Annotated in this window: 17 protein-coding genes; 7 read left to right on the forward strand and 10 right to left on the reverse strand. The window is 61.6% G+C overall.

The window, feature by feature from the left end:
- The first annotated feature begins 8 nt into the window (after nt 1–8).
- Nucleotides 9–3,629 carry a transporter substrate-binding domain-containing protein gene (locus J3P91_RS18825; protein ID WP_434601393.1) on the forward strand — a complete coding sequence of 1,207 codons (3,621 nt, stop codon included), beginning with the start codon at nt 9–11 and terminating at the stop codon, nt 3,627–3,629.
- 77 nt (nt 3,630–3,706) lie between these two features.
- On the forward strand, nt 3,707–6,655 hold the full coding sequence (locus J3P91_RS18830; RefSeq protein WP_434601394.1) for an HD domain-containing phosphohydrolase: 2,949 nt from the start codon (nt 3,707–3,709) through the stop codon (nt 6,653–6,655).
- Here the strand turns inward: J3P91_RS18830 and J3P91_RS18835 are convergent, their stop codons facing one another.
- Entirely contained in the window at nt 6,656–7,138 is a 483-nt protein-coding gene (locus J3P91_RS18835) for a GAF domain-containing protein (protein ID WP_434572830.1), read from the reverse strand.
- A complete protein-coding gene (locus J3P91_RS18840) occupies nt 7,135–8,025 on the reverse strand; it encodes an ATP-binding protein (protein ID WP_434601395.1) in 891 nt (296 codons plus the stop codon). Before J3P91_RS18840 ends, J3P91_RS18835 begins: the two co-directional genes overlap by 4 nt.
- A gap of 163 nt (nt 8,026–8,188) precedes the next feature.
- Here J3P91_RS18840 and J3P91_RS18845 point away from each other — a divergent pair, with 163 nt between their 5' ends.
- Nucleotides 8,189–10,510 carry a response regulator gene (locus J3P91_RS18845; RefSeq protein WP_434572826.1) on the forward strand — a complete coding sequence of 774 codons (2,322 nt, stop codon included), beginning with the start codon at nt 8,189–8,191 and terminating at the stop codon, nt 10,508–10,510.
- Here J3P91_RS18845 and J3P91_RS18850 read toward each other — a convergent pair.
- The 3 genes from J3P91_RS18850 to msrB form a co-directional block, all read right to left on the reverse strand.
- Nucleotides 10,494–10,955: a MarR family winged helix-turn-helix transcriptional regulator gene (locus J3P91_RS18850; protein WP_434572825.1), complete on the reverse strand. Its 462-nt coding sequence runs from the start codon at nt 10,953–10,955 to the stop codon at nt 10,494–10,496. The two genes, J3P91_RS18845 and J3P91_RS18850, sit on opposite strands and share 17 nt — an antisense overlap.
- The gene (locus tag J3P91_RS18855) at nt 10,952–11,437 is read right to left on the reverse strand and encodes a glutathione peroxidase (RefSeq protein ID WP_434601396.1); all 486 of its coding nucleotides are present in this window, start codon (nt 11,435–11,437) and stop codon (nt 10,952–10,954) included. Before J3P91_RS18855 ends, J3P91_RS18850 begins: the two co-directional genes overlap by 4 nt.
- A gap of 241 nt (nt 11,438–11,678) precedes the next feature.
- Nucleotides 11,679–12,074, reverse strand: coding sequence for a peptide-methionine (R)-S-oxide reductase MsrB (gene msrB, locus J3P91_RS18860; protein WP_434601397.1), 396 nt, complete (start codon nt 12,072–12,074; stop codon nt 11,679–11,681).
- Between the two features lie 220 nt (nt 12,075–12,294).
- Between msrB and J3P91_RS18865 the strand changes: the two genes are divergently transcribed.
- Complete coding sequence (locus J3P91_RS18865; protein ID WP_018603142.1) at nt 12,295–13,506, forward strand: pyridoxal phosphate-dependent aminotransferase; 1,212 nt, start codon at nt 12,295–12,297, stop codon at nt 13,504–13,506.
- A gap of 299 nt (nt 13,507–13,805) precedes the next feature.
- Nucleotides 13,806–14,693 (forward strand): protease HtpX, encoded by an 888-nt coding sequence (htpX, locus tag J3P91_RS18870; protein WP_003183732.1) that lies wholly within the window; start codon nt 13,806–13,808, stop codon nt 14,691–14,693.
- Nucleotides 14,694–14,744: 51 nt separating this feature from the next.
- Here htpX and J3P91_RS18875 read toward each other — a convergent pair whose 3' ends face one another.
- Entirely contained in the window at nt 14,745–15,449 is a 705-nt protein-coding gene (locus tag J3P91_RS18875; RefSeq protein WP_434601398.1) for a thiopurine S-methyltransferase, read from the reverse strand.
- A 105-nt stretch (nt 15,450–15,554) separates the two neighbouring features.
- On the opposite strand from J3P91_RS18875, the gene J3P91_RS18880 reads away from it, so the two are divergent.
- Complete coding sequence (locus J3P91_RS18880) at nt 15,555–16,322, forward strand: DODA-type extradiol aromatic ring-opening family dioxygenase (protein ID WP_434601399.1); 768 nt, start codon at nt 15,555–15,557, stop codon at nt 16,320–16,322.
- 203 nt (nt 16,323–16,525) lie between these two features.
- Here J3P91_RS18880 and J3P91_RS18885 read toward each other — a convergent pair whose 3' ends face one another.
- Both J3P91_RS18885 and J3P91_RS18890 read right to left on the reverse strand, forming a co-directional pair.
- Nucleotides 16,526–18,199, reverse strand: a complete 1,674-nt coding sequence (locus tag J3P91_RS18885; protein ID WP_305499776.1) for a DEAD/DEAH box helicase — start codon at nt 18,197–18,199, stop codon at nt 16,526–16,528.
- Between the two features lie 498 nt (nt 18,200–18,697).
- Nucleotides 18,698–19,453: a spermidine synthase gene (locus J3P91_RS18890; protein ID WP_305499774.1), complete on the reverse strand. Its 756-nt coding sequence runs from the start codon at nt 19,451–19,453 to the stop codon at nt 18,698–18,700.
- Nucleotides 19,454–19,594: 141 nt separating this feature from the next.
- Here J3P91_RS18890 and J3P91_RS18895 point away from each other — a divergent pair, with 141 nt between their 5' ends.
- Entirely contained in the window at nt 19,595–20,941 is a 1,347-nt protein-coding gene (locus J3P91_RS18895) for a class II 3-deoxy-7-phosphoheptulonate synthase (RefSeq protein ID WP_434605173.1), read from the forward strand.
- A gap of 134 nt (nt 20,942–21,075) precedes the next feature.
- Here J3P91_RS18895 and J3P91_RS18900 read toward each other — a convergent pair whose 3' ends face one another.
- Both J3P91_RS18900 and J3P91_RS18905 read right to left on the reverse strand, forming a co-directional pair.
- Nucleotides 21,076–22,305, reverse strand: a complete 1,230-nt coding sequence (locus J3P91_RS18900) for a winged helix-turn-helix domain-containing protein (protein WP_434601400.1) — start codon at nt 22,303–22,305, stop codon at nt 21,076–21,078.
- A gap of 64 nt (nt 22,306–22,369) precedes the next feature.
- The gene (locus J3P91_RS18905) at nt 22,370–22,591 is read right to left on the reverse strand and encodes a DUF1127 domain-containing protein (RefSeq protein ID WP_305499769.1); all 222 of its coding nucleotides are present in this window, start codon (nt 22,589–22,591) and stop codon (nt 22,370–22,372) included.
- Nucleotides 22,592–22,607 lie beyond the last annotated feature (16 nt).

Here is a 22,607-nt window from a genome sequence, read left to right on the forward strand (position 1 = left end):
ATAACAGCATGTACAGATGTCTACGCGAACTTCTTCTGCTGTCGTGCGCAGGACTCTATGCCGCGACCCTCATGGCCGCCCCGCAGTTGCCCGAGCGCTATACGCTGCTGAGTCGGGCGACGGCGGATCCCATGCAGATCAGACTCGACGCTCCCCATCGCGCCTGGCTGCAAGGTCGTCAGGAGCTGGTCCTGGGTACATCCGCACCGGATTATCCCCCGTTCGATCTTTCCACCAGTGGCCGCGATTATGAAGGCATGACTGCCGATTACGCGGGTGTCGTCGCCCAGGCGACCGGTTTGCCCATGAAGGTATTGCGCTTCAGTTCCCGTGGCGACGCGATTGCCGCGCTCGAAAGCGGGCAAATCGACTTGCTCGGCAGCGCCAACGGTTTCGAGGCCAGCAATCCGGGCATCGCCCTGTCGAAACCCTATGCAGTAGACCAGCCCGTCCTTGTTACCCGGACGGGCGACAGCCCGTCCCTGACCGAAGATCTCGAAGGGCTGCGGCTGAGCATGGCCTATCACTACCTGCCCCTGGATGAAATCGGAAAACTCTATCCCAAGGCGCAGATCACCACCTACACCTCCTACCAGAACGCCATCAATGCCGTCGCCTTCGGCCAGGCCGACGTATTTCTCGGCGACACCGTTTCTACCCACTATCTGATCAACAAGGGCTACCTGAGCAACATCCGCATGGCCAGCTTCGGAAAACACGAAACCTACGGTTTCAGTTTCGCGGTCCGCCGGGACAATGCCCTGCTGCTGGAAATCCTGAACGCCACGCTGAGCCAGCTCCCGATTACGGAGCAGACGGCGATATCAAAACGCTGGAGCGCCGGCAGCGACCTGTACCTCACGGACCAGCGGATACAACTGACTGACCGCGAGCAACGTTGGCTGACGAAGCATCCCGTCGTTCGCGTGGCCGTAAACGAAACGTTCGCGCCGTTTACGTTCTTCGATCCGGACGGTGATTTTCGCGGTATCAGCGCCGACCTGCTGGAACTGATCAGGCTGCGTACCGGCCTGCGCCTGGAGATCCAGCGGCGCCAGACTGACGGCGAAATGATCTCCGCGGTGGTGAACGGCGAGGCCGACATGATTGCCGCGCTCCTGCCCAGCAGCGAACGGCAACAGTTCTTGAAGTTCAGCCGTCCCTACCTCGACAGCGCCTTTGTCCTGCTGACCCGCAAGCAATCCGACACGCCCGCGACCCTCGACGAGCTCGCCGGCAAGCGTCTGGCAATCGCCGCGGGCAATCCCATCATCGACTGGCTGCGCAGCGAATATCCGCATATCCAACTGGTCGAGGCCGCCGACTCTCTGCGGGCCGTCGATATGCTTGCCCAGGGTGAGGCCGATGGCAGCGTCAGTTCGCTGGTCATGGCCAATTATTTCCTGTCTTCCCACACGCTGCGCGACACATTGCAGATCAGCAGCACCGTAGGCACCCGACAAGCCCTGTTCTCGTTGGCCAGCGCAACGAACTCACCAGAGTTGAGCTCGATCCTGGACAAGGCCCTGACCAGCATCGAACCCGCCGAACTGGGGGTCATCAACAACCGCTGGCGAGGGCATATCTCGGCGGCGGAGCTTACCTGGCGCACCTATCACCGGCTGTTCCTGCAGTTTGTCGCAGGCGCCGGCCTGTTGTTGCTGCTGTCCCTGGCGTGGAATGCCTATATGCGGCGGCAGATCAGGCAACGCCAGAAGGCGGAGCTGGCGCTCAACGACCAGCTTGAATTCATGCATGCCCTGCTCAACGGCACCCCCCATCCGATCTACGTGAGGGACCGCAATGGGCTTCTGCAAAGCTGTAACGACAGTTACCTGGAATCGTTCAACGCAACACGCGAAGAAGTAATCGGCAAGGACGTCGCGGCGGTATCCATGAGCAATGCTTTCGAAGCGCAGGAATATCGGGCGGACTACCAGCGTGTCATGGCCGAAGGCACCGCCTTGATCACCGACCGGCCGCTGCACATTGGCGCTCGGAAGCTGACGATCTATCACTGGATCCTCCCCTACCGTAACGCCGCGGGACACGTGCAAGGCATCATCGGTGGCTGGATCGACATCAGTGAACGGCGCCAGCTTGTCGAGGAACTGCATGCCGCCAAGGAACAGGCCGACGCCGCCAATCGCGCGAAAAGCACCTTCCTGGCGACCATGAGCCATGAAATCCGTACGCCTATGAACGCAGTGATCGGCATGCTGGAACTGGCCCTCAAGCATGCCGACAAGGGACAGGTCGACCGTTCGACCATAGCGGTCGCGTACGAATCGGCCTCAGGCATGCTGGAGCTGATCGGCGATATCCTGGACATTGCCCGCATCGAATCAGGCCACCTGACCCTGGCCCCTGAACGAGTGAATGTCAGCGCCTTGCTGCGCTCGGTGGTCCGGGTATTCGAGGGACTGGCCCGGCAAAAGAATCTGCTGTTGTCACTGCAAGTAGAGCCCGCCGACGACAAACACGACGTCCTGATAGACCCGTCGAGATTCAAGCAGGTGATCTCGAACCTGATCAGCAATGCCTTGAAATTTACCGAACAGGGCGAGGTGAAGGTCCGCGCCAAGCTTTCCCGAACCGCTCACGAAAATACGTTGCGGATGCAGATAGAAGTCAGCGACAGCGGCATTGGCATCAGCCCGGAGGACATGCAGCGCCTGTTCGAACCGTTTGCCCAGGCCGACAACAGCAGTCGGATGGCCCGCAAAGGCGCGGGGCTGGGCCTGGTGATCAGCCGCCAGTTGTGCCAGATGATGGGCGGTGAGTTGTCCCTGGACAGCCAACCGGGCGTCGGTACCCAGGTCCGGCTTACCCTGCAGCCGAGCATCCTGCCCGAAACGACGATCGGCGTCCCGGCTGAGCCTGCGGTCGAAACGGCCACGGCCCGATTGAGCGTCCTGGTGGTGGATGATCACCCGGCCAATCGTTTGCTGATGACGCAGCAACTGGAATACCTCGGTCATCGCCACTCCCTCGCCAACGATGGCGCGCAAGGACTCAAGGCTTGGCATGAGGGTGATTTCGACCTGATCATCGCCGACTGCAACATGCCCGTCATGAGCGGTTACGAGCTTGCCAGGGCCATCCGCCGGTACGAGGCCGAACATCAATTGCCGCGCTGCACCATCCTCGGGTTCACCGCCAATGCGCAACCCGAGGAGAAGCAGCGCTGCAAGGAGGCCGGAATGGACGATTGCCTGTTCAAGCCGATCAACCTGAGCACCCTGAGCCAATGGATGAATACGATCAAACCCGCGAGCCTCCCAGCCGTGTTCAACGTCCAGAGCCTGCACATGCTCACCGGTGGCGACCCGATCTCCGTCCGGCGGCTGCTGGCGGAACTGCTCAGCAGCAACCGTTCCGACCGCCAGGAGCTGCTCCAAGCCGCCCGTACCGGCCCTTCCCAAGCGCTCGCCGAAACGGCGCACAAGATAAAAGGTGTCGCCCGTATCGTGCAGGCAAATGGGCTGATCGAATTGTGCGAGGCTCTGGAAATCGCCTGTCATCAGGAGCAGGCACCCGGACAAATCGACGACTGCGCGAAAGCGCTCCACCGGGCGATGACCGAACTGGAACAGGCGCTGGAAACGGAGATCGCCAAGGCAGGATAATCCAGTGTTTACTATGCTGTTGGCTCAGCAGTGCGTATCAGGGGGCGATCTCCCCCCGAACACTTGGAGTGACGGATATGCCCAGCGCACCGCGTCCGGAAAAACGCCGGTTTCCCCTGCACGTCCATATCAGCGTGATGTTTACCCTGCTCCTGCTGCTGACCGGCGTCGTGCTGGGCGTCTTCAACTACCGGCAAACCACCCAGATCATCCTGTCCAGCAGCGAAAAGCTGTTCAATCGAATTGAACAGGACGTACGCCTGGACCTGTACGACACCTACGAACCGATCCGTCATCTGCTGGGCCTGCTGGCCGATTACCCGGCGACGCGTGCGCCTGGAATGGCGCAACGGCTGGACCTGCTCGTGCCCTTCAGCCAGGCGCTGCGAGACAACCCGAACCTGGCGTCGCTGTACCTGGGTGACAGCAAGGGCGAGTTCTTCATGGTCCGGCCGTTGCGCACCGATGCCTTGAGGGCCGCGATGAAGGCACCGGTCGGCGCGCTGTATCAGGTCTGGACCGTGGAGCGCGCCGGCAACGAAGGCCTGGTTCGCTCGCAATCGCTGTTCTATGACCGGGACCTGAACCTTCTCAGCCGCCTGCAACATCCTGACGAAACCTACGATCCGCGCAGCCGGGGCTGGTTCCGTAGCGCCTTGAGCAGCCCTGAACAGATCACCACCGAACCCTACGTGTTCTTTTCCACCCGAAACATCGGCACTACCCTTGCGCGGCGCAGCGGCGCGCAGGCCGTCATCGGCGCTGACCTGACCCTCGCCGCCCTGTCCCAGACGTTGGCCAAGCACAAGGTGAGCGCCGGCACAGAAATTGTCCTGATCGATCCCCAAGGCAACGCGGTGGGCTATCCGGACAGTCCCCGGTTGATCGCCGACATTCAGTCGTCCCGCCTGATCAAGGCGCGTGACCTTGCCCCGGCCATCGCCGCTGCGCTCGATGACCACACTGACACGCCACGCCTGGAAGCGGCCGGACGCCAATGGATCGTTTCCCGCAGCCACATGCAGGAGGGCGGGCCGCAGGGCCTGGAGTTGGCCTTGCTGGTGCCGGAGGACGAACTGCTCGCCGATGCCTATCGCCTGCGCTGGCAAGGCGCGCTGATCACCCTCGCCACGTTGCTGATGTGCCTGCCCCTCGGCTGGCTGACCTCGCGAATCCTGGTCAAGCCCTTGCGCGCACTGGTCAAGGAAGCCGACGCCATTCGCAGCTTCGACTTCAACTATCCGGTGTCCCGCCGTTCTCCGGTGCTGGAGGTCGATCAACTGGGTGTTTCGATGGCCCGCATGAAAGAAACCCTGGCGAGTTTTTTCGAGATCACGGCCAGCCTGCGCGCTGAAACCCGCTTTGCCCCGCTATTGGAGCGGGTGTTGTTCGAGACGGTGAAAATCGGCCAGGCCCAGGCCGGTCTGATCTATCTACGCGAACACGACGAGGAGCAAGTCAAGCCCTACGGGCTGGTGATCGATGGAACGCCTCGGGACCTGCAAGCCTTCGCCCTGCGAGGCTACGCACTGAATGGCGCGGACAGCCCGCCGTGGTTACAGGAACTGGCCACCGCGGAAACCCTGGTGTCCTCGCTGGGCTTCGAGCAGGCTGCCGATTTGCGCAGCGTCCTGCTGGAACTGGATGCCCCGCGCGTGCACCTGATCGGTATCCGCTTGCGCAACCGCCATCAGGAAACCGTCGGCATCTTGTTGCTATTGATCACAGACAGCGGCGCCGAAGCCGACCTGGAGAAACTCCAGCCGGACCGCATTGCCTTTCTCCAGGCCGTTTCCGGCACCGCGACGGTGAGCATCGAAAGCCAGCGCCTGCAAGCCAGGCAAAAGCAGTTGCTGGATTCATTCATCCAACTGCTCGCCGGGGCGATCGATGCCAAGAGCCCTTACACCGGCGGCCATTGCCAGCGAGTGCCAGCCCTGACGCTGATGCTCGCCCAGGCCGCGGCCGCCAGCCGGGCACCGGCGTTCGACGCCTACCGGCCAACGGACGATGAATGGGAAGCGCTGCACATCGCTGCCTGGCTGCATGACTGCGGCAAGGTCACCACACCCGAGTATGTAGTGGACAAGGCCACCAAGCTGGAAACCCTGAACGACCGGATCCATGAAATCCGTACCCGCTTCGAGGTACTCAAGCGCGACGCCTGGATCGATTACTGGCAGGCCCTGGCAACCGGTGGCGAATCGTCAGCCCTGGCCCGCCAGCGCGACGCGACGCTGGCCGCCCTCGATGATGACTTTGCCTTTGTCGCACGCTGCAACCTGGGCTCCGAAGCCATGGCCGAGAGTGATTTGCAGCGTCTGCAACGCATCGCCCAGCGCACGTGGACGCGCACCCTGGAAGATCGCCTGGGAGTTTCCTGGGAGGAAAGCCGACGCCAGGCGCGCACACCCACGCCGACGCTTCCGGTGACTGAATCGCTGCTGGCGGACAAACCCGAGCATTTGATCGAGCGGCATGCAGCCGAGCTGATTCCGGCAGACAACCCATGGGGCTTCCAGCTCGATGTACCGCGCTGGAAATACAACCGCGGCGAACTCTACAACCTCAGCATCACGCGCGGCACACTGACCCGCGAAGAACGTTATGTGATCAACCACCACATGGTGCAGACGATCCTGATGCTCAGCCAGCTGCCCTTCCCCAGCCACCTGGAAAACGTTGCGGAAATCGCCGGCGGCCATCACGAGAAAATGGATGGCACCGGTTATCCGAAGCGACTCAAGCGCGAGCAGATGAGCCTGCCGGCTCGAATGATGGCGATTGCCGATATCTTCGAAGCGCTGACCGCAGCGGATCGCCCGTATAAAAAAGCCAAGAAACTGAGTGAAGCCCTCGGCATCATGGCCACCATGTGCCGCGACGCCCACATCGATCCCGAGCTGTTCCAGCTGTTTGTCGACGAGCGAATCTACTTGCGTTATGCCGATGAGTTCCTGGACCCGAGCCAGATCGATGAGATCGACCCGGGCAGTTTGCTGGTCAAGGCTGGGCTGAAGGCGTGATCAGCAATCGGTCAGCCGCAGGAAGATTGCCGCCAGTTGCTCGATGCCGGCCTGGTCATGCTCGGTGAAGCGCGCCGGTTTCGGACTGTCCAGGTCCAGCACGCCGATCAGGCGTCCCTCTTTGACCAGCGGCACCACCAGTTCGCTGTTCGAGGCGCTGTCGCAGGCAATGTGCCCGGGAAACGCGTGGACATCTTCGACACGCTGGGTTTGGCGAGTCGCCGCCGCCGTGCCGCAGACACCACGACCGAAGGGAATGCGCACACAGGCAATCTGGCCCTGGAACGGCCCCAGCACCAGCTCCTCGCTGCGGTTGAGGTAGAAACCGGCCCAGTTCAGATCATCCAACTGACTGAACAGGAAAGCCGAGAATTGCGCGGCATTGGCGATGAAGTCGCGTTCATCCGCCAGCAACGATTGCAGCTGTGCCGACAACAGGCCGTAGCCTTCGAGGCCGTCCCCGGTACGGGTCAAATCGATCATGCCTTGTGCTCCAGGAGTTTGAGGCCCACCCAATAACGGGCAAATTGATAGGCGCAACGTCCGTTGCGGTTGCCACGTCCGGTTGCCCAGCGCACCGCCTGCACGTCCAATGCTTCGTCACGCTGCCAGTCGAGCCCGGCCTTGGCCGCCAGCTCGCCGATCCAATGCTCTACCACATCGAGGAAGTGCTCCTGGGTAAATGGATAGAACGACAGCCACAACCCGAAGCGGTCGGACAAGGCGATCTTGTCTTCCACCGCCTCGCTGGGGTGCAGCTCGCCGTCGACCCGTTTCCAGTTCTCGTTGTCGCTTTCCTTTTCCGGTACCAAGTGACGGCGGTTCGAGGTGGCGTACAGCAGCACATTGTCCGGCGCCTGCTCCAGCGAACCGTCGAGCACGCTTTTGAGCACGCGGTAGTCGCCTTCGCCGGACTCGAACGACAGGTCATCGCAGAACAGCACGAAACGCTGGGGCAGTTTTGCCACCTGCTCGACTACCCGGGGCAGATCGGCCAGGTGGTCACGCTCGATCTCGATCAAGCGCAGGCCCTGCCCGGCATGTTCAGCCAGCAAGGCACGCACCAGCGACGACTTGCCGGTGCCGCGCGAGCCCCAGAGCAAAGCGTGGTTGGCCGGCATGCCATCGATGAACTGGCGGGTGTTGCGGCCCAGCTGTTCAACCTGGCGGTCGACACCGATCAGGTCCGACAGGCGCATGTCGAGGCTGACCGTCAACGGCATCAGGAAGCCGCTGCGCCCGTCGCGTTGCCAGCGGGCGGCCAGGGTCTGGCTCCAGTCGATGTCGGGCCGCGGGGCGGGCAACAAGGGCTCGATACGGGCAAGCACCGCATCGGCGCGCTCAAGAAAAGCATTCAATCGGGCGTCCACGTCTTTTCCTCGGACAAGTTCACGGTAATGATGACGCTACAGCGACGAAACGACGAGGCCAGCGGCGGGTCTGTTTCAGACAATGCAAACCGGCCGCACCGGTATTCGGAAATGATCAGCTATGCTTGACCGGCGAAGGGAAACGTAAGTGGTTCACCATCCCATGGACATCAGATTCACCCAACGGCTGTCGTACAAACAGGCTCGACTGACCGTCATGGTGGGTTTCGTGCTGGGCACCTTCCTAAGCCTGGTACAGATCGGCATCGATTATGCCAGCGAAGACGCGTCGATCAACCGTGAAATCCTCTCGTTGCTGGAAATCAGCCACAACCCGGCCTCGCGCATCGCCTATAACATCGATGCCGAGCTTGCCCAAGAACTGGCCCTGGGCCTGTTGCGCTCGCCGGCCATCGTCGGCGCCGAACTGATCGATAACAACAATACGGTGCTGGCCAGCGTCAAGCGACCCGAGCTGCAAAGCAGTTACCGATTTATCAGCGACTCGCTTTTTGGCGCCCAACGACAGTTCGAAGACCGGCTCTACCTGAATCATCTGCCGGCCGAGTCCCTCGGCGTGCTGCGACTGGATGTCGACACTTATGCGTTCGGCAGCCGCTTCCTGCGCCGGGCCGAGGTGACGCTGCTCAACGGTTTCGCCCGCAGCCTGATCCTGACTGGCCTGCTGCTGGCGCTGTTCTACGTCATGCTGACCAAACCCTTGGTGCGGGTTATCCGCGAACTCAGCAGCCGCGACCCGGGCAGCAGCGAACAGCGCCCGCTGGAGTGTCCTTCCGGCCACCAACACGATGAAATCGGCGTGCTGGTATCGGTCGCCAACCAGCAGTTCGAGAATGTCTCCACTGAAATCCAGCAACGGCGCGCGGCTGAAAATCGTCTGACCGATTACCTGGCGCAACTGGAGAATATCGTTTCGGCGCGCACGGCCGAGCTCAAGGCCATCAATGCCCGGCTCAGCCAGTCCAACGAGGAGCTGGATATTGCCCGGCGCACCGCCCTGGACATGGCTGACGCGCGCTCCGCGTTCCTGGCCAACATGAGCCATGAGATCCGCACCCCCCTCAACGGCTTGCTCGGGATGATCGCCCTGTCCCTGGATGGCCCGTTGACGGCCGAGCAACAGCAACAGCTGTCGATAGCGCATGACTCCGGCAAGGTATTGGTCGAACTGCTCAACGACATTCTCGATCTGTCCAAATTCGACGCCGGCCAACTGGAACTCGAACGTATCCCGTTCGACCTTGGCGCGCTGGTCGAAGACACCGCCAACCTGCTGTCGCAGAACGCGGCGCCAAGCGTCGAACTGGCGTGTCTGATCGACCCGCAGTTCCCGGCCCAGGTACTGGGCGACCCTACCCGCGTTCGCCAGATCGTCAGCAACCTGCTTTCCAACGCGTTGAAGTTCACCCGTTTCGGTCGGGTCGATGTGCGCTTGAGTCACTATGAAGGCGGCGTGCGGGTCGAGGTCTGGGACACCGGCATCGGCATTCCCCAGGAGGACCAGGCGCGGATTCTCCAGCCGTTCACCCAGGCCGGCGCGGGCATTACCCGCCAGTTCGGCGGCACCGGGCTGGGCCTGGCACTGACCTACAACCTCTGCGAGGCGATGCAGGGCCGGTTGACGATCAGTTCCGAGGCGGGCTTCGGAAGCCAGTTCTGCGCCGACCTGCCGCTGCCCGCCCACAGCCCGGCCGCGCCCGTCGAGACCTTGCGGGGCAACGTGGTCGCCATCACCACCGCCAACAGCGGGCTGGCCGAATTGCTGGGCATGTTGCTGCCGGTCTGGGGACTGGACTACATACAACGCACCGTGGACGACGGCTTGCTGGGGCTCAAGCCGGACATCCTGATCACCGATTGCCCGGAATGCCTGTTCAATTTACGCCCGACCTTCGACGCCCCGATCCTGCTCGTCACCGCCTATGGCAGTTTCATGCCCAGCGAAGAAGCCGCCGCCCTCGCGCCTTTGCTGCAGCAGGCCCGACCGCTGGCGCGCCACGCGCTTTACCAGATCCTGCGCCGGGCCCTGCAAAGCGAGGCGACGACCATCAACGACGCGCAGATCGAAGCACTGGCGCCCTCGCGGCGTGGCCGGGTGCTGCTGGTGGAGGACAACCCCGTCAACCAACTGGTGGCCAAGGGCATGCTGGTCAAGCTGGGCTGTGAGGTAGTGGTCGCGGCCCATGGCGCCGAAGCCCTGGACCAGCTCGAACAGCAAGCGTTCGACCTGGTCCTGATGGACTGCAACATGCCGGTCATGGACGGTTACGAAGCCAGCCGGCAGATTCGCCGCAGCGGCCGCTGGCCGGACCTGCCGATCGTCGCGCTGACGGCCAACGCGATGCCCGAGGAACGCGAACGCTGCCGGGCCGCCGGCATGAGCGATTACCTGTCCAAGCCGTTCCGTCGCGAGGAACTGGCGGCATTGCTGGACCAGTGGGTGCCGACTACGTCAGCCCTTTGATCTGCTTGAGCAGGTGATCCAGGCCATCGCGCAACTCGCCCACGCGATCCAGATCGATCCCGCTGTCGCATAGCAGGCGCGCCTTGAGCGGGCCGACCTGCTCGCGCAAGGCGCGGCCCGCATCCGACAGGCTCAAATGCACCTCTCGCTCATCCTGGACCGAGCGTTGGCGGCGGATCAGACTCAGTTGCTCCAGGCGCTTGAGCAACGGTGTCAGCGTGCCGGAATCCAGCAGCAAACGTTCTCCAAGCGCCTTGACCGTGGGCTGCTCCGGGGTGTTGTCCTGCCATTCCCACAGCACCAGCATCGCCAGGTACTGCGGATAGGTCAGGCCAAGCTGATCGAGCATCGGCTTGTAGCCACGAATCACCGCCCGTGATGCGGCGTACAGCTTGAAGCACAACTGGCTGTCGAGCTTCAGCGAATCGACTGACAGGTCGCTCATTTGAGCAGGGCTTCGATCTCGCCGGTGAGATCCTCGGGCTTGGTGGTCGGGGCGAAGCGCTTCACCACCTGGCCGTCCTTGCCAATCAGGAACTTGGTGAAATTCCACTTGATGCCCTTGGACCCCAGCACACCGGGCGCCCGCTGCTTGAGTTGGACAAATAGCGGATGGGCGTTGGCCCCGTTGACATCAACCTTCTTGAACAGCGGAAAACTCACGCCGAAGTTGAGCTCGCAAAATTCGGAGATCGCCCCTTCGTTGCCTGGTTCCTGCTTGCCGAACTGGTTGCAAGGAAAGCCCAGCACCACCAGGCCCTGGTCCTTGTAGGACTGCCACAAAGCCTCAAGACCTTTGTACTGCGGGGTGAAGCCGCATTGGCTGGCGGTGTTGACCACCAGCACGGCCTTGCCGGCGAAATCGGCGAGCGTCTTCTGCTCGCCCTTGATGGTGGTGCAAGGAATGCTCAGCAGATTGTCGGTCATGGCACGGCTCCAGAGGGAAGTTGGATGCCGAAGATAGCGAGCAATTAAATTGTGTGCAATTTAATTGTCGTTAATGCGGAATCAAGGCTCCCGTGGCGAGGGAGCTTGCTCCCGCTAGGCGGCGCAGCCGTCTTAAGCCCGGCTGGCACGATCAACCTGAAAAAACTGCGCCAGGTTGTTATGGGGCGGCTGCGCCGCCCAGCGGGAGCAAGCTCCCTCGCCACGAAGGACTGCGCAACGCTTACTCGCGAGGGACCAGATCCAGGCACACCGAGTTGATGCAGTAACGCAGGCCAGTGGGCGGTGGGCCGTCGGGGAAGACATGGCCCAGATGCGCGTCGCATTTGGCGCAGACCACCTCGGTGCGAATCATGCCGTGGCTGACATCTCGCACCTCCACCACCGCGCTACCTTCGATCGGGGCGTAGAAACTCGGCCAGCCGCAGCCGGAATCGAATTTGGTCGTCGAATCGAACAACGGCTCGTTGCAGCAAATGCAGTGGTAGATGCCATCGGTCTTGGTCGCGTTGTATTTGCCGGAAAATGGGCGTTCGGTGCCTTTGAGGCGACAGACGTTGTACTGCTCCGGGTCGAGCATCTCACGCCATTCTTCAAGGGTTTTCTGCAACTTTTCCATCGTCCTACCTCGGCAATTGAAAAAGCCCGATCCGACGCTTTTCCGCAGATCGGGCGGCACGTATGATTGCGCCTCGTCAGGCGCCAGTCTGGCAGTCACGTCATGCGCATTCAAATGGATTGTGGCGCATCTACCGCGTCCGGCCCGGGCACAGACGCAGGATCCCCAGTACGGTAGTTCATACGCCGCCTGGATCGTTCATTTTCGGGAACACATCGCCATGCAGGTCAGCAAATCGAACAAGCTCGCCAACGTCTGCTACGACATTCGCGGCCCGGTGCTCAAGCACGCCAAACGCCTGGAAGAGGAAGGCCATCGCATCCTCAAGCTGAACATCGGCAACCCGGCGCCCTTTGGTTTCGAAGCCCCCGATGAAATTCTCCAGGACGTCATCCGCAACCTGCCGACCGCGCAAGGCTACAGCGACTCCAAGGGCCTGTTCAGTGCGCGCAAGGCCGTGATGCAGTATTACCAGCAGAAGCAGGTCGAAGGCATCGGCATCGAGGACATCTACCTGGGCAACGGCGTGTCCGAGCTGATCGTGATGTCGATGCAGGCCTTGCTCAACAACGGCGACGAAGTGCTGGTGCCGGCGCCGGATTATCCGCTGTGGACCGCCGCCGTCAGCCTGTCCGGTGGCAACCCGGTGCATTACCTGTGCGACGAGCAGGCCAACTGGTTCCCTGACCTGGCGGACATCAAGGCCAAGATCACCCCGAATACCAAGGCCCTGGTGATCATCAACCCGAACAACCCGACCGGCGCGGTGTATTCCCGCGAGGTGCTGCTGGGCATGCTCGAACTGGCCCGCCAGCACAACCTGGTGGTGTTCTCCGACGAGATCTACGACAAGATCCTCTACGATGACGCCGTGCACGTCTGCACCGCCTCACTGGCACCGGACCTGCTGTGCCTGACCTTCAACGGCCTCTCCAAGTCCTATCGTGTCGCCGGCTTCCGCTCCGGCTGGATCGCCATTTCCGGCCCCAAGCACCACGCCCAGAGCTACATCGAAGGCATCGACATGCTGGCCAACATGCGTCTGTGCGCCAACGTGCCGAGCCAGCATGCAATCCAGACGGCGTTGGGTGGCTACCAGAGCATCAACGACCTGGTCCTGCCCCAGGGCCGTTTGCTGGAACAGCGCAATCGCACCTGGGAACTGCTCAATGACATCCCCGGCGTCAGCTGCGTCAAGCCGATGGGTGCACTGTATGCCTTCCCGCGAATCGACCCGAAGGTCTGCCCGATCCACAACGACGAGAAATTCGTCCTCGACCTGCTGCTGTCGGAGAAATTGCTGGTCGTCCAGGGCACGGCGTTCAACTGGCCATGGCCGGACCATTTCCGCGTCGTGACCCTGCCGCGGGTTGACGACCTCGATCAGGCCATTGGCCGCATCGGCAATTTCCTCAAATCCTACCGTCAATGATCCAGACGGGAGTGCGGGGCGTTCGCCTCGCGCTCTGTTTGATTCAGCAACATATCCATTTTCCTGCCTCCGCAGGTTTCTGACGCGGGGACTCGTTGTCCGATGGACGACGAGACGCAACGTTCACGGGGCGCAGCGGCCATATTTCTTTTCCGGCGCAACTTTCAGAAAAGTCTTTCAAACAATGAGGACCGCTGTAGGACACAGTTTGAAATAGAAGGCGAGTTGAATAGCCTGCGGCAGCACCTTATATACCCCGCATAACGCTACATCTTTAGCATGAGGAGATTGCTACCACCATGATGCGCATCCTGCTGTTCTTGGCCACTAACCTGGCGGTCGTGCTGATTGCCAGCATCACCCTGAGCCTTTTCGGCTTCAACGGGTTCATGGCGGCCAACGGGGTTGATCTCAACCTCAATCAGCTGCTGATCTTCTGTGCGGTGTTCGGTTTTGCCGGTTCCCTCTTCTCGCTGTTCATCTCCAAGTGGATGGCGAAGATGAGCACCGGCACCCAGATCATCAGCCAGCCGCGCACTCGTCACGAACAATGGCTGCTGCAGACCGTCGAGCAGCTGTCCCGTGAAGCCGGGATCAAGATGCCGGAAGTCGGGATCTTCCCGGCGTACGAAGCCAACGCCTTCGCCACCGGCTGGAACAAGAACGACGCCTTGGTCGCCGTCAGCCAGGGCCTGCTGGAACGGTTTTCGCCAGATGAAGTGAAAGCTGTGCTGGCCCACGAGATCGGCCACGTCGCCAACGGCGACATGGTGACTCTGGCGTTGATCCAGGGCGTGGTGAACACCTTCGTCATGTTCTTCGCCCGCATCATCGGCAACTTTGTCGACAAGGTGATTTTCAAGAACGAAGAAGGCCAGGGTATTGCCTACTACGTGGCGACCATCTTCGCCGAGCTGGTCCTGGGCATCCTTGCCAGTGCCATCGTCATGTGGTTCTCGCGCAAACGCGAGTTCCGCGCCGATGACGCCGGTGCGCGACTTGCAGGCACCAGCGCCATGATCGGCGCCCTGCAGCGCCTGCGCGCCGAACAAGGCCTGCCGGTGCACATGCCCGATACCTTGAATGCCTTCGGCATCAACGGCGGCATCAAGCAAGGCCTGGCTCGCATGTTCATGAGCCACCCGCCGCTGGAAGAGCGAATCGACGCACTGCGTCGTCGCGGCTAACCGCCAACTGATACAAGAAAGCCCGCAGCGATGCGGGCTTTCTTTTGCCTGCTAAGTCAAAAGCGGCAGCGGGCCCGTCCGGGACGGGGTCATTGAGCGCACCCCACGACTGGACACCAGATATACCCGCTCATTCAGCCGCTTCACGCCCGCCTGCAAGAACTTCCGACTCTCGCCCAGCACATCCTGCTCCTGCAAGACTTGCAATTGCCACGCCCTGCCCAGCAACCGCTGCACCTCTTCATGTTCTACCGAAAACGGCGGCCCAGGCATCTCGTCCTGGTTGTAGTCCAGGGTAATCAGCAGCCCGACGCAGTCCGGCATTATGTTCTGCAGATGAGCCGCATAGCGCTCGCGCATCGGTGCAGGCAGGGCGATCAGTGCCGCACGGTCATACAACGTCGCGCAATCCGCGACGTCCAACGACGTCAACGCAAAGACATCACCGCAGCGGATTTCGATGGCACCAGAACGAAATACCTTGAAGGCGCCCTCCTCACTCACGTTTGGCTCAAGCTGATGCTCCTGGAAAAAATCAGTGACGGCCTTTTCCGATAGCTCCACCCCCAGCACGGAAAAACCTTGTTGCGCCAACCACAGCAGATCCAGCGTCTTGCCGCACAAGGGCACCAATACTCGAGTTTCTTCAGGCAATCCCAACTGGGGCCAGAAACGCTGCAAGTAAGGGTTCACTTCCGGCAGATGAAAACCGATCTGGTTGGTTGACCAGCGCTTGTGCCAAAACTCGGGGTCCATTGGAATCGCTCCATAAATTCGATCAAAACGGGTTAAAACTTATATTAGATTTCGATCGTTGACCTGACCGAAGATGAACCCATCTTAACGCTCAGGAGCCCGTCCATGCTGCCCAGCCTGTTTATCTCCCATGGTTCACCGATGCTTGCCCTGGAACCCGGGGAGAGCGGCCCGGCCTTGGCTCGCCTGGCCACGCAAATGCCGACGCCCAAGGCCATCGTGATTGTGTCCGCCCATTGGGAGAGCAATGAACTGCTGGTCAGCGCCAACCCGCGACCGCGTACATGGCATGACTTCGGTGGCTTCCCGAAAGCGTTGTACGAAGTGCAATATCCGGCGCCAGGCGATCCCCTGCTGGCAACGCAGGTCGCCGAACTGCTCAATGCAGCGCAATTGCCGGCACGCCTGGAGACAGGGCGGCCATCGGACCATGGCGTCTGGGTGCCGCTGTCGTTGATGTACCCCGAGGCCGATATTCCCGTGGTACAGGTTTCCCTGCCCAGCCAGCGCGGCCCGACACTGCAGACGCAGGTCGGCCGGGCCCTGGCAGGACTGCGCGAACAGGACATCCTGCTGATCGGTTCCGGCAGCATCACGCATAACCTGGGGGATCTGGACTGGAACGCCGGCCCTGACAGCATCGAGCCCTGGGCCAAGGCATTCCGCGATTGGATAGTGGCGCAACTGGCGGCCAACGACGAGTTCGCGTTGCATGATTACCGCCGCCAGGCCCCCAATGCGGTGCGCAGCCATCCCAGCGACGAGCACCTGCTGCCGCTGTATTTTGCCCGGGGGGCGGGTGGTAAATTCAGCATTGCCCATGAAGGGTTCACGATGGGAACGTTGGGGATGGACATTTATCGGTTTGATTGACCGGCAGACCGAGTCGCTCCAATTCGCGAGCAGGCTCGCTCCCACACTGGATCTTCGGCACCCAAAAAACCTGTGGGAGCGAGCTTGCTCGCGATTGGCTTCAACACCGCGCTCCCGGCAGGAACACCAAATGACAGGCAAAAAAAAATCCCCGAACCAGTCGGGGATTTTTTTCATGCTCGATCAATCAGCCTGCGGGCCGATCAATCCTCGCGGTAACGACGCAGCTTGAGCTGCTTGCCAGCCACGCGAGTGTCCTTGAGCTTGGTCAGCAACTTCTCCAGGCCTTCTTCCGGCAGTTCCACCAGGCTGAAGCTGTCACGCACCTGGATGCGACCGATCGCTTCGCGGGCCAGGCCGCCTTCGTTGAGGATCGCGCCCAGCAGGTTCTTGGCGGCAATGCCGTCACGAGCACCCAGCGCGGTACGGCAGCGGGCACGGCCTTCGCCCAGCGGGATCGGCGCGCGACGCTCGCGATCACCACGGTCCGGACGATCACCGGTACGCTCGGGACGATCGCCACGCGGCGCGCTGTTCGGCACCAGTGGACGTTCCTTCTCGATCGCCGCCAGGGTCAGCGCCTGACCGTTGGTAGCCTTGCGCAGCAGGGCAGCGGCCAGGGCACGCGGGGTGCAACCGATGTCGGCGGTCAGGCGATCGAGCAGATCACCGTGGGTCGATTCGGCGTCAGCCACCAGCGGCGACAGGCTGTTGGTCAGTTTCTTGATGCGGGCATCGAGAACGGCCTGGGCGTCCGGCAGGCGAACTTCCGCGACCTTCTGACCGGTTACACGCTCGATCACTTGCAGCATGCGGCGCTCACGCGGAGTCACCAGCAGCAGCGCGCGACCTTCCCGACCGGCACGGCCGGTACGGCCGATACGGTGGACGTAGGATTCCGGATCGTACGGCATGTCCACGTTGAACACGTGGGTGATGCGCGGAACGTCCAGACCACGGGCAGCAACGTCGGTCGCCACAACGATGTCCAGACGGCCATCCTTGAGGGAATCGATCACGCGCTCGCGCTGGTTCTGGGCAATATCACCGTTCAGCGCAGCGGCTTTGTAGCCTTTGGCTTCCAGGGCGCTGGCCAGGTCCAGGGTCGCTTGCTTGGTGCGCACGAACATGATCAGGGCGTCGAAGTCTTCCACTTCCAGCAAGCTGAGAACGGCGGAAGTCTTCTGGTCAGCGTGAACCAGCAGGTGAGCCTGCTCGATCGCGGTAACGGTCTGGGTCTTGGTCTGGATCTTCACGTGTTGCGGATCGCGCAGGTGGCGCTCGGCAATGGCACGGATCGATTGCGGCAAGGTGGCCGAGAACAAAACAGTCTGGCGAGTCGCTGGCAGGGCCTTGAAGATGACTTCCAGGTCATCCATGAAGCCCAGCTTGAGCATTTCGTCCGCTTCATCGAGAACCAGGTGGTTCACGGTAGCGAGGACTTTCTCGTCACGACGCAGGTGGTCGCAGAGACGGCCCGGGGTGGCGACAACGATCTGCGCGCCATTACGGATTGCTTTCAGTTGTGGGCCCATCGGGGCGCCGCCGTAAACGGCCACAACGGTAACGCCAGGCATTTGCTTGGAGTAGGTTTCGAAAGCGGTTGCTACTTGCAGCGCCAACTCACGGGTTGGCGCCAGGATCAGGGCTTGCGGCTCGCGCTTGGCAGGATCGATGCGATGCAGGATCGGCAGGGCGAACGCAGCGGTTTTACCCGTACCGGTTTGCGCCTGGCCAATCATGTCGTGGCCGGCCATGATGATCGGGATCGATTGCTGCTGAATAGCCGAAGGTTCTTCGTAGCCAGTCGCAATGACGGCAGCAAGAATGTTCGGGTTGAGATTAAAAGCGGCGAAGCCGCCGGTTTCCTGGGTCATGGGTCTGCCTCTAAGTGCATCCGCAAAGACCCATGCTCCAAAGCTGCGCATGCCGTGTTGAGACTCAAGAGTCGCCCTGGCTGCTTTGTCGGCGGGGATTTGCGAAAACGAATGAATGAAAAAGAACGTCGTGGAAGCATCCGTTGTGCGGACATGCAACCGAAGCTGGCTTCGGGGAATTGCGCTACCGTGACGCGGCCCGGCTAAAGGCCGGCGCGCACTATACCGGAATTCGTTGAAAAAGGGAGATTTTTTTATCGACGAAGGGTGTGGTGGGGCTCTGTGCAGCAGGCGTTGAGGGCGTTAGCTAAAACGGTTCACCTTTGGATGGCTAAGCCCCTGTGATGAGCTCCCTGTGGCGAGGGAGCTTGCTCCCGCTCGGCTGCGAAGCAGACGCCTGGGTTGATATCTGGAATCGAAGGGGCCGCTTCGCGGCCCAGCGGGAGCAAGCTCCCTCGCCACGGGGGAACCCAACCAAAAGAATGCTGGAAAATCCGATCAAGTCGCCGGGCGGATCGCCTTGATCAACGATTGCAACGAATAACCCAGCCGCGGCGCGAGCCCTTCGGCACGGGCCACCAGACCTTGCATGTCCAGTGCCTGGTCCAGGTCCGCCGGCACGATCAGGATGACGTTGCCCTCCTTCACCGGCAACTCCCAGTAGTGCCGGTGATACAAGCCGCGCAAGAGCGCCGCGCCTAGCGGCTTGCCATCGTCGGTGGCCCACTGGTTGATCACCAGCCAGCCGCCGGGATTGAGGCGCTTCTGGCAGTTTTCCAGAAATCCCCAGGCCAGGTGACCGACGCCGGGACCAACATCGGTATAGAGGTCGACGAAAATCAGGTCCGCCGGCTCAGCCGTTTCAAGCAGCTCCAAGGCATCACCGACGCGGATGTACAGGCGCGGATCATCGTCCAGCCCGAGGTATTCGATGGCCAGGCGCGGCACGTCGGGGCGCAGTTCGATGGCCTCGACATCTTCCAGCGGCAGGAACTTGAGACAGGCCTGGGTCAGCGTACCGGCCCCCAGCCCGAGGAACAGCGCGCTCTCCGGTTGCTCGTGGCACAACGCACCGATGAGCATGGCGCGGGTGTAGTCATATTCGAGCCAGCTCGGATCAGCCGTGAACACGCAGCTCTGCTCGATCGCATCGCCAAATTCGAGAAACCGGTAATCGGCCACTTCGAGTACGCGGATCATGCCGAACTCGTCGTGCACCTCGGCGAGCAAATGCTCGACGCGCTCCTCTGTCATTTCCTCTCCTGATGTTGCCGTGCTGGCTCAAGCCCGCGCAAACGGGGCAAAGGCGCGATTGTCGGCGAAGCGAGCGGAACAGGTCACGCACTAATTTGCTGATAACATGAGCACCCGAGCGTAAATCACCTAGAGATCATGATGAGCCAACCCTGGAGCCCTGACAGCTGGCGCGCCCTGCCGATCCAGCAACAACCCCGCTACCCCGACGCGGCGCATCTGCTGCAGGTGGAGCAGACCCTGGCCAGTTATCCGCCGTTGGTGTTTGCCGGTGAAGCCCGGGAATTGCGTCGTCAGTTTGCCGAAGTCACCCAGGGTCGGGCATTCCTGCTGCAGGGCGGCGATTGCGCCGAGAGCTTTGCGGAATTTTCCGCCGCCAAGATCCGCGACACCTTCAAGGTGCTGCTGCAAATGGCGATTGTCATGACCTTCGCCGCCGGTTGCCCGGTGGTCAAGGTCGGGCGCATGGCGGGGCAGTTCGCCAAACCGCGCTCGGCCAACGATGAGACGATCGATGGCGTGACACTACCGGCCTACCGGGGCGACATCGTCAACGGCATCGGCTTCGACGAGAAAAGTCGCGTGCCGGATCCGGAGCGGCTTTTGCAGTCCTATCATCAGTCCACCGCGACCCTCAACCTGCTGCGGGCGTTCGCCCAGGGCGGGTTCGCCGATCTGCACCAGGTGCACAAGTGGAACCTGGACTTCATCGCCAACTCGGCCCTGGCGGAAAAATACAGCCACCTGGCCGACCGCATCGACGAAACCCTGGCATTCATGCGCGCCTGCGGCATGGACAGCTCGCCGCAACTGCGCGAAACCAGTTTTTTCACCGCCCACGAAGCGTTGTTGCTCAACTATGAAGAAGCCTTCGTACGCCGTGACAGCCTGACCAACGATTATTACGACTGCTCGGCCCACATGCTGTGGGTCGGCGATCGTACCCGCCAGCTGGACGGAGCGCATGTGGAGTTCCTGCGGGGGGTGAACAACCCGATCGGGGTCAAGGTCGGCCCGAGCATGAACCCTGACGACCTGATCCGCCTGATCGACGTGCTCAACCCGGATAACGACCCCGGTCGACTGAACCTGATCGCGCGGATGGGCGCCAACAAGGTCGCTGATCACCTGCCGCAACTGTTGCGCGCCGTGCAGCGTGAAGGCAAGCAGGTGCTGTGGAGTTCCGACCCGATGCACGGTAATACCATCAAGGCCAGCAGCGGCTACAAGACCCGCGATTTTGCGCAGATTCTTGGCGAGGTGAAGCAGTTCTTCCAGGTGCATGAAGCCGAAGGCACCTACGCCGGCGGGATTCATATCGAGATGACCGGGCAGAACGTCACCGAATGCATCGGCGGCGCCCGACCGATCACCGAAGATGGGTTGTCGGATCGTTACCACACGCACTGCGACCCGCGGATGAATGCCGATCAGTCGCTGGAACTGGCGTTCTTGATTGCCGAGACGTTGAAGCAGGTTCGGCGGTGATTCAGTAGGGGCTTCTTCGCCTGCTCAATCGCTTCGCGAGCAGGCTCGCTCCCACAGGTGATTGGCTGCGGACACAAAAGCCGTGGTCACCATAAATACCTTGTGGGAGCGAGCCTGCTCGCGAAGAGGCCAATTCAGCCACCATCAACCCGCGCCAACGCCACCGCCAACCGCACCCCACCCTCCCGCTGGCAATTGAGCTGCACCCGCTCCAGTCCCAACCAGTCAGCCATGCGCCGCAGATTCATCGCCAGCGCCTGCATGCCCTCCTCGTCAAGCCCCGGCTCTTCTTCATGCACGGCATGCACGGCCAGCCGCCCCAAGGCCCGCTCCGCACGAAGATCGACCCGCGCCGCAATCCGCTCATTGTGCAAAAACGGCAAGACGTAATAGCCATACACGCGCTTGTGCACTGGCGTGTAGATTTCCAGTCGATAGCGGAAGTCGAACAAGCGCTCGGTGCGGCTGCGCTCCCAGACCAGCGAGTCGAACGGCGACAGCAAGGCACTGGCAGCGACCTTGCGGGGGATTTTCACGGTGGGTTGGCACCAGGCCGGCTGCTTCCAGCCCTGCACCTGACATCGCAACAACTCACCCGCCTCCTCCAACTCGGCCAGTCGAGCGCGGGTGTCGGCCGGATCCAGGCGGAAGTAATCACGCAGGTCCTTCTCGGTGCCGACGCCCAAGGCCTGCGCCGCATGCAGGAGCAACGCGCGTTGGGCCTGGGCTTCGTCCGGCTGCGGTTGGCGCAGGACCGACTCGGGCAGCACCCGCTCAGGCAGATCATAGAGCCGCTCGAACCCACGCCGCCCGGCTACGGTGACTTTGCCCGCGGCGAACAGCCATTCCAGCGCATGTTTCTCGGCGCTCCAGTCCCACCAGGGACCGGCCTTCTCCTGACGTGTGGACAAGCTGCCGGCGCCAAGCGCGCCCTGCTCCTGAACCGCCTGAAGGACCCGATGAATCACGTCCTGCTGCTCATGACCAAACCGCGCCAACTGCTGGTAAATGCCTTCGCCACGGGCCGCCCGCGCCATGCGCCAACGCATCAGCGGATACATCGCAACCGGCAGCAACGAAGCTTCATGCCCCCAATATTCAAACAGCGTGCGGCGGCGCCCCTGGCTCCAGGCTGCCTGATCGAGCAAGTCGCGATTGTAGTGACCAAGGCGGGAGAACAGCGGGAGGTAATGCGAGCGCACCAGCGCATTGACTGAATCGATCTGCACGACGCCGAGGCGCTCGATCAGACGGTTGAGGCGCGCGGGTTGCACCGAAGCTGGCGATGGCCGCCCATCGAATCCTTGGGCGGCCAACGCCAGGCGTCGGGCCTGTTTGAGGGTAAAGGACACAGTCGCGGGCATGGAGATCTCCTTGTCTGCTCGCAACCTACCTCACCATTAAGCGGTTTGTGTAGGGAAGGATGGCTCATTTGTGCATCGGGTCATCCCAGAATGGCCGAACCACTTCCTTTTCAACATCGGCACGGCTGACACCTATGTCCTTGAGCGCCTCATCGCTCATCGAGGCGAGCAGTTCACGCTCGTGGTGCAATTCGTACCAGCGGCTAAACTTGTGCAACAGCGCGCTGAGCGAAAAACCGTGGGATGAGAATTTATCAATCAGCAAATAACCTTTTTGACCTTTCATCGTGATGTCCTCCGTT

Source organism: Pseudomonas sp. Z4-7 (assembly GCF_051131965.1).
Classification (GTDB): domain Bacteria; phylum Pseudomonadota; class Gammaproteobacteria; order Pseudomonadales; family Pseudomonadaceae; genus Aquipseudomonas.

Excerpts from the sequence above, each read along its gene's own strand:
- J3P91_RS18825 (WP_434601393.1), top strand. The coding sequence starts at position 9 with ATGTACAGATGTCTACGCGAACTTCTTCTGCTGTCGTGCGCAGGACTC.
- J3P91_RS18830 (WP_434601394.1), top strand. The coding sequence starts at position 3,707 with ATGCCCAGCGCACCGCGTCCGGAAAAACGCCGGTTTCCCCTGCACGTC.
- J3P91_RS18835 (WP_434572830.1), bottom strand. The coding sequence starts at position 7,138 with ATGATCGATTTGACCCGTACCGGGGACGGCCTCGAAGGCTACGGCCTG.
- J3P91_RS18845 (WP_434572826.1), top strand. The coding sequence starts at position 8,189 with ATGGACATCAGATTCACCCAACGGCTGTCGTACAAACAGGCTCGACTG.
- J3P91_RS18850 (WP_434572825.1), bottom strand. The coding sequence starts at position 10,955 with ATGAGCGACCTGTCAGTCGATTCGCTGAAGCTCGACAGCCAGTTGTGC.
- J3P91_RS18855 (WP_434601396.1), bottom strand. The coding sequence starts at position 11,437 with ATGACCGACAATCTGCTGAGCATTCCTTGCACCACCATCAAGGGCGAG.
- msrB (WP_434601397.1), bottom strand. The coding sequence starts at position 12,074 with ATGGAAAAGTTGCAGAAAACCCTTGAAGAATGGCGTGAGATGCTCGAC.
- J3P91_RS18865 (WP_018603142.1), top strand. The coding sequence starts at position 12,295 with ATGCAGGTCAGCAAATCGAACAAGCTCGCCAACGTCTGCTACGACATT.
- htpX (WP_003183732.1), top strand. The coding sequence starts at position 13,806 with ATGATGCGCATCCTGCTGTTCTTGGCCACTAACCTGGCGGTCGTGCTG.
- J3P91_RS18875 (WP_434601398.1), bottom strand. The coding sequence starts at position 15,449 with ATGGACCCCGAGTTTTGGCACAAGCGCTGGTCAACCAACCAGATCGGT.
- J3P91_RS18880 (WP_434601399.1), top strand. The coding sequence starts at position 15,555 with ATGCTGCCCAGCCTGTTTATCTCCCATGGTTCACCGATGCTTGCCCTG.
- J3P91_RS18885 (WP_305499776.1), bottom strand. The coding sequence starts at position 18,199 with ATGACCCAGGAAACCGGCGGCTTCGCCGCTTTTAATCTCAACCCGAAC.
- J3P91_RS18890 (WP_305499774.1), bottom strand. The coding sequence starts at position 19,453 with ATGACAGAGGAGCGCGTCGAGCATTTGCTCGCCGAGGTGCACGACGAG.
- J3P91_RS18895 (WP_434605173.1), top strand. The coding sequence starts at position 19,595 with ATGAGCCAACCCTGGAGCCCTGACAGCTGGCGCGCCCTGCCGATCCAG.
- J3P91_RS18900 (WP_434601400.1), bottom strand. The coding sequence starts at position 22,305 with ATGCCCGCGACTGTGTCCTTTACCCTCAAACAGGCCCGACGCCTGGCG.
- J3P91_RS18905 (WP_305499769.1), bottom strand. The coding sequence starts at position 22,591 with ATGAAAGGTCAAAAAGGTTATTTGCTGATTGATAAATTCTCATCCCAC.